This window comes from Pantoea sp. JKS000250 (assembly GCF_003201065.1).
GTDB classification, from domain to species: domain Bacteria; phylum Pseudomonadota; class Gammaproteobacteria; order Enterobacterales; family Enterobacteriaceae; genus Pantoea; species Pantoea vagans.
The window spans coordinates 127,167-139,831 of record NZ_QICZ01000003.1 but is presented as its reverse complement, the minus strand read 5'-3'; the positions used below and the strand labels follow the sequence as shown (position 1 = coordinate 139,831).

The window sequence follows — 12,665 nt, the reverse complement described above, 5'->3', positions numbered from 1 at the left end:
GTGTAAAACGCCGCGTTATCCTGCCGGTGCAGCTTTCTGCCGGACTATGATGGAGTTCAAATAAATGAATAAAAAGCAACGTGTTGCCCTGCTGGGGTGTGGCTTTATTGGTGAAGTTCATGCCGCGAATCTTCAGGCCCATCCCGGAGTAGAGCTGGTGTGGGTGGCGGATGCGGAACCGTCGCGCGCTGCCGACTTTGCGACCCGCTATGATGCCCGGGTCGCGTCCGTGACTGAAGCGATAAACGATCCGCAAATTGACATGGTGCTTATCGCCAGCGCGACGCCAACCCATGCGGATTTGCTTGAAGCCGCTGCCCGCGCCGGTAAAGCAATCTACTGTGAAAAGCCGGTCGATCTCTCTCTTGAGCGTGCCCGTAAGGCCGTGGCTAACGTCCTCCCTTACAACGTGCCGGTCACGGTGGGGTTTAATCGCCGTTTTGATGTCAGCCATCAGCAGCTAAAGCAGCAACTCCGTGAGGGGCGGATTGGTCCGGCAGAACTGATTCAGATGGTCTGCCGTTCTTCGTCCATGCCGCCGCTGGCCTATCTTCAGGCGTCCGGCGGTCAGATGCGCGATCAGGCTATCCACTTTTTTGACCTGCTGCGCTGGCTGACAGAAGAAGAGGTAACGGAAGTGGCGGCGATGGGGGCCGCGCTGGCACTACCTTTGATCGGCGAATTCGCTGACGTGGATACCAGCACGCTGCTGTTGCGGCTGCAGAGCGGGGCGCTGGCACAGCTCGATAATGCCCGCCGCACCGGCTATGGCTATGACGAACGCATCAGTGTGATGGGGGCAAACGGCATGCTGGAATCGGCCTCCCAGCCGCAGCGCGGAGTCAGCTGTTATCAGGGCGCGCAGATTCAGCAGCCTGGGCTGCTGCCAGACTGGTTCAGCCGGGTGCAGCCAACCTATTATGCTCATCTGGATGCATTTATCCGAACGCTGAACGGGGAGCAGGTTGGGGATCTGCCTGGTCTGGAGGATGGCCTCAGGGCACAGGCGATTGCGGAAGCCGCGGTGATGTCCCTGACGGAAAGGCGTTTCTGTCAGGTGGAAAACGTGCTGATCTGATTCGGCATGGCAGGCGGACAAAAAATAAGTTTATTTTTATTGAATAGAAACCGGTGCTGAGCTGTTTACCGATTGTGAGGAATACCGCGATCTGAAGTCTGTTATTAATGACCATCCCGAGGTCTTATGTGGCAGGGAAGAGCGAAAAATCACTTACAGTCACCTCTGTCCGCACCATGAGGAACACCTGGCGTACGGCTATGCGTTATCGCATAACCGTGACATGACAGATAAGCTGGTGCAGTAAACCAGCTTGCGCTGGAACGCAGCGCGCAGTTCATGCCGGGCACTCGTATTGACCGATGGCTTTTCCCGAACCTTTACGTCATCTGGATCAGCGACTTACGGGCGCGAAAGGTGAGACAGGTACAGGTACAGACATTCCTTAATCCCGACGCGCTAGCGGCGTCCACCGCTGAAACATGACAGGCAGCGCTTACCTAATCCGGCGGCATGCGCAGCGGTGACGGTCAGCGCGGCTCTCTGACCTGCGCTGCAATCTTAAGCGCAATATTTACCCGATCGTCAACTACCCCGACCAGCCGATCCATACCGAAGGCGGAGCGAGAGATGGCGGTGGAAGCATGCAGTGCCAGCAAGCGAGAGGCAGGAACGAGCGTCTTCCCGCTGTCCAGTGAGGCCAGCATCACCACCGGCCGGCTGACAGCTTTAATCGTCAGCGTGCCAAAAATCCGGTAATTACCGTCACCCAGCGCAGCCACGCGACTGCTGACGAAATGAATCTGCGGGTAGCGCTCTGCATCAAAAAACAGATCACTTTTCAGTTGCCAGGTTAACAGGCTGTTCGAGGCGACCAGCGTTCCCACCGGAATATTCACTTCAATACGATCGTCACGATCTTCATCAGGATTAAGCGTAACCATGTCGGTCACGCCCTGCAGTCTGGCCTGCGAAAAGTCATGTCCAAAGGCACGCCACGAAAGGCCAATCGACGTTTTATCGGGGGTAATGGCATAGGTTACCGGCGCGGCACAGAGCGCCGGGCTGATCAGGGCAAACAGAGTGCATAAACAGGCAGCACGTATCATCACTTTTTCTCTTTCATAAAGACCAAACGTTAACGCCTGAAACCACGATTTTATTCGCACTGCTTTTACCATAGAGGCACAGATAATCTGAAAGATATTAACTGACTGTCACCTCAGATTCACCAAAATGTAATGATTATTCCGGGGGCGGAACATTAATAACAGGAAATATTAAGAATACATTAAGGCGACTTTATTAATCTGTCATTTTACTGAAATCCTGACTGGAGTCAGGTGATGACGTTGAGGCGGCAATTCACCATCTGAAATTATATTTTATAATCAGTTAGTTACGTTTTTATCCTGCGCGGGAACTGATGTCAGTCGAGCTATGTCTGAGCTGACAACAGGCCGGGTCTGCTGTTTTATAAACAAAATATCAATAAATCAAAAAGAGTTGAGTGCCGGGGGAATATTATTGAAATAATAGTGAACTTTTCAGGAATCCATTAACTGAATCCCTGTTGATTTTATTGTAATTAAACCTATTCATTTAATGTTCAGTTAACTTTCATACGTTAGCTTGTATTAGCAGTCCGGTAACCTTAATTCCATAACGGGAAACCTGTTATGACTTATCTGCCTGCCAGACATTGATAAATCGCTATTACAGTTCTTTTCCGGCGTTGTATCCGATTAACAACGCGCGACAGTTTATGGGTTTGATTTGCAGGAGTTTTAGCATGGATTTTTTGCCATTTTCCCGCCCTTCATTCGGTGATGAGGAGCAGGCTGCTGTTAAAGCGGTATTCGACTCCGGATGGATAACAACCGGGGCGAAATGCGCCGAACTGGAGCAGGCCTTTGTTCAGCTGACCGGCAACCAGCATGCCATTGCAGTGAGCTCGGCTACTGCCGGGATGCATGTCACGCTGATGGCGATGGGGCTCGGGCCTGGCGATGAGGTGATCACGCCATCCATGACCTGGGTTTCAACCCTGAACCTGATTACGCTGCTGGGTGCCACGCCCGTCATGATTGATGTGGATCCGGACAACCTGATGGTGACGCCGGAACGGATAGCTCAGGCTATTACGCCACGCACCCGCGCCATTATTCCGGTGCATTACGCCGGTGCGCCCGCCGATATCGCACCGATCTATCAACTGGCTGAGCAGCATGGCATTGCCATTATTGAAGATGCGGCTCACGCGGTGGGCACGACTTATCACGACAGGCCGGTCGGGCATCGCGGCACGGCAATCTTTTCGTTTCACGCCATCAAAAACATCACCTGCGCGGAAGGCGGCCTGGTCGTGACCGATGACGCCGCTCTCGCCGATCGTATCCGCAGCCTGAAGTTTCATGGCCTTGCTGTGGATGCATTTGATCGTCAGACCCAGGGGCGTCTGCCGCAGGCGGAAGTGATGATGCCGGGCTTCAAATACAATCTGCCCGATATCAGCGCAGCCATTGCGCTGGTACAGTTACAGAAACTGCCAGGTTTTATTGCCCGCCGCCGTGAGATTGCTGAACGCTATCTTGAGGCGCTGTGCTCGCTGCCTTTTACGCCACTTTCACGGCCAGAGTGGCCGCATCAGCATGCCTGGCACCTGTTTATTATCCGCATTGATGAACAACGCTGCGGCCTGTCCCGTGATGCCTTTATGCAGGCGCTGAAGACGCGGGACATCGGCAGCGGCCTGCATTTCCGTGCAGCGCATACCCACAAATATTACCGCGAGCGCTATCCCGATCTGCGTCTGCCCGCCAGTGATCGTAACAGCCAGCAGATGTGTTCAATTCCGCTGTTTCCATCCATGACGGATCAGGATGTTGAACGCGTGATTCAGGCTTTACATGACATTGCCGGAGCCTGAGATGCGCGATATCAAACCGATCAATATGCTGTCCGTGGTGATCCCTGTCTATAACGAGCAGGAGAGTTTGCCGGAGCTGCTGCAGCGCACCAGCGCCGCCTGCGACACCATCAACCTTGAATATGAAATTCTGCTGGTGGATGACGGCAGCAGTGACCGCTCTGCCGAACTGATTGAACAGGCCGCCACCGTTCCCGGCAGCCGGATAACCGGCGTGCTGCTCAACCGCAACTATGGTCAGCACTCTGCCATCATGGCCGGGTTCAGCCAGGTCCGTGGCGATCTGATTATTACCCTTGATGCCGATCTGCAGAACCCGCCGGAAGAGATCCCGCGGCTGGTCGAGGCTGCGCGTCAGGGGTATGACGTTGTGGGCACCGTCCGGCAGCAGCGCCAGGACACCTGGTTCCGTCGTAAGGCCTCGCGCACGCTCAACCACCTGATTCAGCGGGTCACCGGCAAAGCAATGGGGGATTATGGCTGCATGCTGCGCGCCTACCGCCGCCACATCGTCGAGGCGATGCTCAACTGCCACGAACGCAGCACCTTTATTCCGATTCTGGCCAATACCTTTGCCCGTCACACCATCGAGCTACCGGTGATCCACGCCGAACGCGCTTTTGGCGATTCGAAATACAGCTTTATGCGCCTGATCAACCTGATGTACGACCTGGTGACCTGCCTGACCACTACGCCGCTGCGACTGCTTAGCGTGGTCGGCAGCCTGATTGCGCTCTCCGGCTTTGCTTTCTCACTGGTGCTAATCGTATTGCGACTCTTTTTTGGTGCGGCCTGGGCGGGTGATGGCGTCTTCGTGTTGTTCGCCGTGCTGTTCATGTTTATCGGTGCCCAGTTTGTGGGTATGGGACTGCTCGGGGAGTACATCGGGCGCATTTATAACGACGTTCGCGCGCGTCCGCGCTATTTCGTTCAACGCATTGTTCAGGCTCCTGAAGAGCCTTCAGTACAGGATACTCAATCATGAAGACCGTTGTTTTCGCCTATCACGACATGGGCTGTGTCGGCATCAATGCCCTGCTGAATGCAGGCTATGAGATCACCGCCATTTTCACGCACAACGACGTGGCGACCGAAAATAACTTTTTCGGCTCGGTAGCCCGCCTGGCGGCAGAGCACGGTATTCCGGTTTATGCACCGGACGAGGCGAATCATCCGATCTGGCTTGACCGCATCCGTACCATGGCACCAGAGATGATCTTCTCCTTCTACTATCGCCATCTGCTGAGCGATGAGATCCTGCAATGCGCTCAGAAGGGGGCCTTTAACCTGCATGGCTCCCTGCTGCCTAAATACCGCGGCCGGGCACCGCTGAACTGGGCGCTGGTCAATGGCGAGCGAGAAACCGGCGTCACGCTGCATCGCATGGTGAAGCGCGCTGATGCCGGTAATATTCTGGCGCAGCAGAAAGTGGCCATTGACGATCAGGACAATGCGCTGACGCTGCATCGCAAGCTGACCCAGGCCGCAGAGCAGTTGCTGAGCGACGTATTGCCTCGCCTGCGTCAGGGTGAGGTCAGTGAGTGGCCACAGGATGAGAGCCAGGCAACCCGCGTGGGCGGTCGCACGGCCGAAGATGGCCGCATTGACTGGAATCAGCCTGCTGCGACGATTCACAATCTGGTCAGAGCGGTCACCGATCCCTGGCCTGGCGCATTCGCCTTTGCCGGTTCGGTTAAATTTATCGTCTGGAAGAGCCGGGTTCATCCGCAGCAGCAGCAGGCGAAACCGGGTACGGTCATCTCTAAACAGCCGTTCCTGATCGCCTGCGGCGAAGGCGCACTGGAAATCCAGACCGGACAGTCTGAGCATGGCGTTTACATGAACGGCAGTCAGCTGGCGCAGAGCCTGGGCATGGTGCCTGGCGCATTGCTCTATTCAAAGCCGCAGTCGGTGCTGCAGCGCCGTACCCGCGTGCTGATCCTGGGTGTTAACGGCTTTATCGGTAACCATCTCACCGAGCGGTTGCTACAGGATGAACATTTCGAAGTCTACGGCCTGGATATCAGTTCAGACGCTATCAGCCGCTTCCTGGAGCATCCGCGCTTCCATTTTGTCGAAGGGGATATCGCGATCCACTCTGAATGGATTGAGTATCACATCAAAAAATGTGACGTCATCCTGCCGCTGGTGGCGATTGCGACGCCGATTGAGTACACCCGCAACCCACTGCGCGTGTTTGAACTCGATTTCGAAGAGAACCTGAAAATCATTCGCGACTGCGTGAAGTATCAGAAGCGCATCATTTTCCCGTCTACCTCTGAGGTCTACGGCATGTGTACCGATGCCAGTTTCGATGAGGATACCTCTAATCTGGTGGTCGGGCCGATCAACAAACAGCGCTGGATCTACTCCGTATCGAAACAGCTGCTGGACCGCGTGATCTGGGCATATGGCGAAAAAGAGGGGCTGCGTTTTACCCTGTTCCGTCCCTTCAACTGGATGGGACCGCGTCTGGATAACCTCAATGCGGCACGCATCGGCAGCTCCCGTGCGATCACTCAGCTGATCCTCAACCTGGTAGAAGGTTCGCCGATTAAGCTGATCGACGGCGGCAAACAGAAGCGCTGCTTTACCGATATTCAGGATGGCGTGGAAGCGCTGTTCCGCATTATCGAAAACAAGCAGCAGAATTGTGATGGTCAGATCATCAATATCGGTAACCCGGACAATGAAGCCAGTATCAAAGAGCTGGCCGAGCAGCTGCTGGAAAGCTTTGAGCGTCATCCGCTGCGCAGCCAGTTTCCGCCGTTTGCCGGTTTCCGGGAAGTGGAGAGCAGCAGCTACTACGGCAAAGGCTATCAGGATGTAGAGCACCGCAAACCCGCTATCCGCAATGCGCGTCGTTTGCTGGGCTGGACGCCGACCGTCACGATGGATGTCACTATCGACAACACGCTCGACTTCTTCCTGCGCACCGTCGAGCAACAGGCTGACAAGTGATGAAGAAGATCGGTCTGCGGATTGACGTAGATACCTGGCGCGGCACGAAGCAGGGGGTGCCGGCGCTGCTTGAGCTGTTCCGGCGTCATGCGGTGCGGGGCAGCTTTTTCTTCAGCGTGGGACCGGACAACATGGGCCGCCATCTCTGGCGGCTGGTGAAACCGGCGTTTCTCATGAAGATGCTGCGTTCCCGTGCCGCATCGCTCTATGGCTGGGACATTCTGCTCGCCGGCACGGCCTGGCCGGGAAAGCAGATGGGACGCGGCCTGCGGCAAATCATGCAGGACGCCACACGTCAGCATGAAGTTGGTCTGCACGCCTGGGACCACTTTGCCTGGCAGACCTGGGCGGGCGTCTGGCCGCAGGATAAGCTGGTGGAGCAGATAGCGCGCGGCACCGAAACGCTGAGTGAGATCCTCGGTCACCCGGTCAGCTGCTCGGCCGTTGCAGGCTGGCGCGCTGATGGCCGGGTGATCGCCGCCAAACAGGACTTCGGCTTTCACTACAACAGCGACTGTCGGGGCAGCGGCCCGTTCCGGCCCCTGCTGCCTGATGGGCAGATCGGCACGGTACAGATCCCGGTAACGCTGCCCACATGGGATGAAGTGGTTGGCCGCGAGGTCAGCGCAGAAGGGTATAACGACTACATTCTGGCGAAGATGCTCGCGTCTGATGAGGGCGCGGTTTACACCATACATGCCGAAGTCGAGGGGATCATCGGCTACCCGGACTTTGACCGGCTGCTGGATGCTGCAGAACGTAACGGCATCCAGTTCTGTCCGTTAGGCGAGCTGCTGCCCGACGATCTCAGCATGTTACCGGTAGGCAGGGTCGTCAGAGGCGAAATCCCCGGACGGGAAGGGTGGCTGGGTTGCCAGCAACTGACTGAAGAGGCGAACTAGTGCGGATACGTAACAACACGATGTGGGTGCTTTTTTTCAGCTTCTTTATTCTCTATTACCTTATCCCGCCAGTGTTCCGCGATCTCTGGCAACCGGATGAGACCCGCTATGCGGAGATCAGCCGGGAGATGCTGGCGACCGGTAACTGGATCACGCCGCACTTCTTTGGCCTGCGCTATTTTGAAAAACCGATTGCGGGTTACTGGATTAACTCGCTGGGTCAGTGGCTGTTTGGCCACAACAATTTTGGCGTGCGGGCGGGTTCGATATTCTCCACTGCTATCACCGCGGCGCTGATCTTCTGGCTCGGCAGGCGGATATTTGGTTCGGCGCGTACCGCCGCGGTCGGCACCCTGATGTTCCTCAGTTCGCTGCTGGTCTACGGCGTGGGCACCTATGCGGTGCTCGATCCTATGCTGATGCTCTGGCTGGCGGCGGCGATGTGCAGCTTCTGGCTGGCGACGGAGGCTACCGGACGAACTGGCCGTGTGGGCGGTTATCTGCTGCTGGGTCTCGCCTGCGGCATGGGATTTATGACCAAAGGCTTTCTGGCACTGGCGGTTCCGGTGCTGGCGATTCTGCCGTGGGCGATCTGGCGCAAGAGACTTCCGGAGCTGCTCTGCTTCGGGCCGCTGGCGGTACTTTCAGCCGCAGCGATCAGCGCGCCCTGGGCGCTGGCGATCTATCATCAGGCTCCCGATTTCTGGCACTACTTCTTCTGGGTTGAGCATATCCAGCGCTTTGCGGAAGAGAATGCACAGCACAAGGCACCGTTCTGGTATTACCTGCCGGTTCTGCTGCTGGGCACACTGCCGTGGCTGGCGCTGTTACCGGGCGCGTTAATGACCGGCTGGCGCGAGCGTCAGCAGCATCCGGGCGCGCTTTATCTGCTGAGCTGGACGGTTATGCCGCTGCTGTTTTTCAGCCTGGCAAAGGGCAAGCTGCCGACCTATATTCTGCCCTGCTTTGTGCCGCTGTCGCTGCTGATGGCGCACTATGGGCTGAACGCCGCGCAGCGGGCAGGGCGCGCATTAACCGTCAATGGCTGGCTTAACCTGATTTTCGGCATTCTCACCCTGGCAACGGTGCTGCTGGTGCTGGCGCCCTGGAGCGTGACGCATCATCCGCTGTTCGCCACACACGAGATGCTGAAACTGGCGCTGGGGGCACTGGCGTTTCTTATCTGGGGGCTGGTGGGCGCATACAGCTGCCGATCTTCACAGCGCCGCTGGCTGGCGGCCGCGCTTTGCCCGCTGGGGGTCGCACTGATTATTGGCGCTGCGATCCCGGACAAAATCCGCGACGCTAAACAGCCGCAGCACTTTGTCTCGACGATCAGCGCGCGTCTGGCCTCCAGCCGCTTCATCCTGGCGGACAATCCCGGCGTGGCTTCTGCCGTCGCCTGGCATCTGCAGCGCAGCGATATTGGCTTCTACGACACCAAAGGCGAGCTGGAATATGGGCTGAGCTACCCGGATGCGCAGTCCCGCTTTGTCTCTCAGACGGACTTCGGCGGCTGGCTTGCCGATCATCGCCGCACGGGAAGCGTGTCGCTGCTGTTGCTGGTCGACTCGGTTCACAGCGATATCGGTGAGGATGTGCCGGTGCCTGATGCAGTCTATCGTCAGGGCAGGCTGGTCTGCCTTTACTACGGTCAGATGAAGTAATGCTGCTGCTGATTGTGCTGGTGAGTCTGCTCAGCTGCAGTGCGCAGCTGTGCCAGAAACAGGCGACTCATGCGGCATCGCGCCGGATTCGCCTGAGCTGGATTGGGGTGAGCGTGCTGCTGTTAGGCGTTGCGATGCTCCTCTGGCTGCTGGTACTGCAGCGGGTACCCGTCAGTCAGGCCTATCCCATGCTGAGCCTGAACTTCATTTTCGTTGCGCTGGCCGGCCGCATCCTCTGGCGTGAGAGGTTAACGCTGCGCCAGATTGCCGGTACGCTGCTGGTGGTAACGGGTGTGGCGCTGATGGCGAGTCAGCTATGAAAGGGTATGGATGGGTCGCATGCAGCGTGCTGCTGGTTTCAGCGGCACAGCTGATGATGCGCTGGGCGATGCCGCGGCTGCCCGATGTCAGTAGCCTCACGTCGCTGCCTGCGATTGCCATACTGCCCGCCTTGCTGTTGGTGGCCGGGCTGGGCGCGTATGGTGTCTCGATGCTTTGCTGGATACGGGCGCTGTACTATTTCTCGCTGAACCGGGTCTATCCGCTGCTCAGCCTGAGTTACGTGCTGGTCTGGCTGGTGGCGGTCTGCGTGCCGGTTTTCCATGAGGCGTTCAGCTGGCATAGCCTGGCAGGCGTGGCGATTATTGTTATCGGGCTACTGTGCATTGTAGTTAAGCCCTGAACAAATAAATTAGCGTTTCCACACTGTAAATCCTGGTTATTAACGTTTTCGGGCAAAAATTAATGCCGCCATGATAGGCACATTAGTGTTTTAGTGTTAAATATCCTTTTTGTTATTGTTTTCGGGCAACGGATAAAGGATTCACTATGCTGGTCGGCTTCAGCGCACTGCGCGAACGTTATGCTATCAGACTGGCGCAGCCATTACGCGTTAAGTCAGCTATCGGAACGGTACGCTCTCATCATGAGAGTCAGGGGCAGGTGGAAAATCATTATCCCCCTGGCTATCAGCCGGAAGATGATTTTGCCGGTCACTTTGCCTTCGGTCTCAAATACGAAGAGATTCACCTGGAGTTTTTTGCCCGCCTGTTTACCGCTGTCGGCCCGGAGCCTCTGGAGGCGTGGTGCCGTCAGGAGCCGTTCGGACAGTATGCGCGACGGGCTGGCTTTTTCTATGAATGGCTGACCGGCAACACGCTGCAGGTAACGGATGTCACCAATGGAGGCTATATTGAGGCCATTTCATCCAAAGCCTGTCTGACCCGAACAACAGTAAAGCGCGTCAGACGCTGGCGCATCAATGATAACCTGCCGGGATCGGTGGATTTCTGCCCGCTGGTGCGCAGAACCGCGGCCGTTGAGCAGGCGCTTACGTTCGATCTCCATGATGCCTTAAACGATCTGGATAACGCCTTTGGCGCAGACATTCTGATGCGCACTGCCAGCTGGCTGACATTTAAAGAGTCGCGCGCCAGTTTTCTGATTGAGAAAGAGTCGGATCAGGGTGACCGCATTCAGCGTTTTGCTCACGTTATTGCGCAGTATTGCGGACAGCTTGACGATCCGCTCAGTGATAGCAGCCTGCATACCATACAGCAGGGCATTCTTGGCCAGGACGCACTGGGACTGGGCCTGCGCCGCTCACCCGTGTTTGTCGGGCAGTCGACAATGCGTGAAGATATCGTCCACTATATTGCGCCACACTATGATGATGTTCCTCGCTTCATGCAGGGCCTGAAAGCCTTTGACCTGGCGACACAGGGCGCTGCGCCACTGGCCCGTGCCGCGGTTATTGCGTTTGGCTTCGTCTATATCCATCCGATGCGTGATGGCAATGGTCGCATCCACCGGTTTTTAATCAATGACACGCTGATTCGTGACGGGGCGATACCGGATGGAGTCATCCTGCCGGTCTCAGCCACCATCACCAGCTCGATGGATTTTCGGGTCGGCTACGATCGCACGCTGGACGTGTTCTCGAAACGGCTGATGCGGCGCTATGCGGGCTGCTATCGGTTTGGCGAACTCAAAACTTATGAAGATGGCACGCTGAGCAACTTCAGTTTCAGCGACTATGAGGATGCCCGGTTCGCCTGGCAATATCCCGACTTAACCGAACATGTGCTTTATACCTGCAAAGTAATAGAGCACACCGTCCGAAAAGAGATGGCTGATGAAGCGCGCGTACTGGTGATATTTCAGCGTGCACAGCAGCGCCTGAAGGAAGTCATTGAAATGCCCGATCAGGACGCGAGTCGCATTATTCGTTCGCTGAAGGAAAATGGCTGGCAAATCTCCGGCAAGCTTAAAAAAACGTTCCCGTTGCTGGACGATGCGACGCTGTCCGGGCGTATCGTGGAAGCGGTCAGATCGGCGTTTGAGTCTCAGGCAGACTGACTGCCTGGGTTTCACCGGGAATCCCTGTGCACTATGCTCCGCAGAGCGGTTTGAGCTGTGCGGCCAGCGCCTGGATATCGCTGACAATCAAATCGGGTGCAGGTGCCAGCGGATAAGGGACCTGTCCCTGACGGCTGACAAAAGCGGTTTTCATCCCTGAACGTTTTGCGCCGCCCACATCCCAGCCATGCGCCGCTACCATCATGCACATTGCGGCGGGCTTGCCCATCTCTTTCATTGCCCACTGATAGACTCTGAGATCGGGCTTATAGACCTGCACCTGTTCCACGCTAAGGATGCGGGTGAACAGCGGTACCAGCCCGGCTGAACTGAGCTGTTTTTCTGCCAACGCGGCTGAGGAGTTGGTCAGCGCAACCAGCGTAAATCCCTGCTGCTTCAGGGCAGTTAGTCCTGCGGCAACGTCCGGATGGGCGGGCATCGCTGCAATAATGTCAGCCAGCGGCGTCGCGTCAGCTGGCAGAGTGACGCCGTAACGCGCAGCGGTCATCTTCAGTACCGCTTCGGCAATATCACCAAAGCTGTACCAGCTGCCCGTCACTGACTCGACCAGTGAATGATGCAACAGCGAGGTAAACCAGGCCTCGGCGCGCTCCGGCCTGTTGCCGAGGCGCTGAGCAACAACCTGATTGAGTTCGGTGGTGTCCAGAAGGGTTTCATTGACATCGAAAAACAGGGTGCCGCTACAGGGTTCGGGGTTATGAATGCGGGTCATGGGGGCCTCCGGCTGATGTATTGGGTGTGATTGTGAGGCTTTGTCAGACGCTGTCTGAAGGTAGGACACTGAGGAGGTTTACTCAAGATTTGGGGGC

11 protein-coding genes are annotated in these 12,665 nt (G+C 56.6%); 9 read left to right on the top strand and 2 right to left on the bottom strand.

Annotation, left to right across the window (positions count from 1 at the left end; genetic code table 11):
- Positions 1 to 64 precede the first annotated feature (64 nt).
- Positions 65 to 1,078: a Gfo/Idh/MocA family oxidoreductase gene (locus tag BY447_RS22940; RefSeq protein ID WP_110332381.1), complete on the top strand. Its 1,014-nt coding sequence runs from the start codon at positions 65 to 67 to the stop codon at positions 1,076 to 1,078.
- A gap of 470 nt (positions 1,079 to 1,548) precedes the next feature.
- On the opposite strand, the gene BY447_RS22930 is transcribed toward BY447_RS22940, so the two are convergent.
- Positions 1,549 to 2,127 carry a YceI family protein gene (locus tag BY447_RS22930; protein ID WP_110332380.1) on the bottom strand — a complete coding sequence of 193 codons (579 nt, stop codon included), beginning with the start codon at positions 2,125 to 2,127 and terminating at the stop codon, positions 1,549 to 1,551.
- Between the two features lie 683 nt (positions 2,128 to 2,810).
- On the opposite strand from BY447_RS22930, the gene arnB reads away from it, so the two are divergent.
- The 8 genes from arnB to BY447_RS22890 all read left to right on the top strand — a co-directional run bounded on the left by arnB (position 2,811) and on the right by BY447_RS22890 (position 11,835).
- A complete protein-coding gene (gene arnB / locus BY447_RS22925) occupies positions 2,811 to 3,947 on the top strand; it encodes a UDP-4-amino-4-deoxy-L-arabinose aminotransferase (RefSeq protein ID WP_110332379.1) in 1,137 nt (378 codons plus the stop codon).
- 1 nt (position 3,948) lies between these two features.
- Positions 3,949 to 4,932 (top strand): undecaprenyl-phosphate 4-deoxy-4-formamido-L-arabinose transferase, encoded by a 984-nt coding sequence (gene arnC / locus BY447_RS22920; RefSeq protein WP_110332378.1) that lies wholly within the window; start codon positions 3,949 to 3,951, stop codon positions 4,930 to 4,932.
- Positions 4,929 to 6,908 carry a bifunctional UDP-4-amino-4-deoxy-L-arabinose formyltransferase/UDP-glucuronic acid oxidase ArnA gene (gene arnA, locus BY447_RS22915; RefSeq protein WP_110332377.1) on the top strand — a complete coding sequence of 660 codons (1,980 nt, stop codon included), beginning with the start codon at positions 4,929 to 4,931 and terminating at the stop codon, positions 6,906 to 6,908. Before arnC ends, arnA begins: the two co-directional genes overlap by 4 nt.
- Positions 6,908 to 7,810, top strand: a complete 903-nt coding sequence (arnD, locus tag BY447_RS22910) for a 4-deoxy-4-formamido-L-arabinose-phosphoundecaprenol deformylase (RefSeq protein WP_110332376.1) — start codon at positions 6,908 to 6,910, stop codon at positions 7,808 to 7,810. Before arnA ends, arnD begins: the two co-directional genes overlap by 1 nt.
- Positions 7,810 to 9,477, top strand: a complete 1,668-nt coding sequence (gene arnT / locus BY447_RS22905) for a lipid IV(A) 4-amino-4-deoxy-L-arabinosyltransferase (RefSeq protein ID WP_110332375.1) — start codon at positions 7,810 to 7,812, stop codon at positions 9,475 to 9,477. Before arnD ends, arnT begins: the two co-directional genes overlap by 1 nt.
- A complete protein-coding gene (gene arnE, locus BY447_RS22900; RefSeq protein ID WP_110332374.1) occupies positions 9,477 to 9,797 on the top strand; it encodes a 4-amino-4-deoxy-L-arabinose-phosphoundecaprenol flippase subunit ArnE in 321 nt (106 codons plus the stop codon). The genes arnT and arnE overlap by 1 nt, the downstream gene beginning before the upstream one ends.
- Complete coding sequence (arnF, locus tag BY447_RS22895) at positions 9,794 to 10,159, top strand: 4-amino-4-deoxy-L-arabinose-phosphoundecaprenol flippase subunit ArnF (RefSeq protein WP_110332373.1); 366 nt, start codon at positions 9,794 to 9,796, stop codon at positions 10,157 to 10,159. Before arnE ends, arnF begins: the two co-directional genes overlap by 4 nt.
- A gap of 146 nt (positions 10,160 to 10,305) precedes the next feature.
- Entirely contained in the window at positions 10,306 to 11,835 is a 1,530-nt protein-coding gene (locus tag BY447_RS22890) for a Fic family protein (RefSeq protein ID WP_110332372.1), read from the top strand.
- Positions 11,836 to 11,866: 31 nt separating this feature from the next.
- Here BY447_RS22890 and BY447_RS22885 read toward each other — a convergent pair whose 3' ends face one another.
- Positions 11,867 to 12,568 carry a haloacid dehalogenase type II gene (locus tag BY447_RS22885; RefSeq protein WP_110332371.1) on the bottom strand — a complete coding sequence of 234 codons (702 nt, stop codon included), beginning with the start codon at positions 12,566 to 12,568 and terminating at the stop codon, positions 11,867 to 11,869.
- Positions 12,569 to 12,665 lie beyond the last annotated feature (97 nt).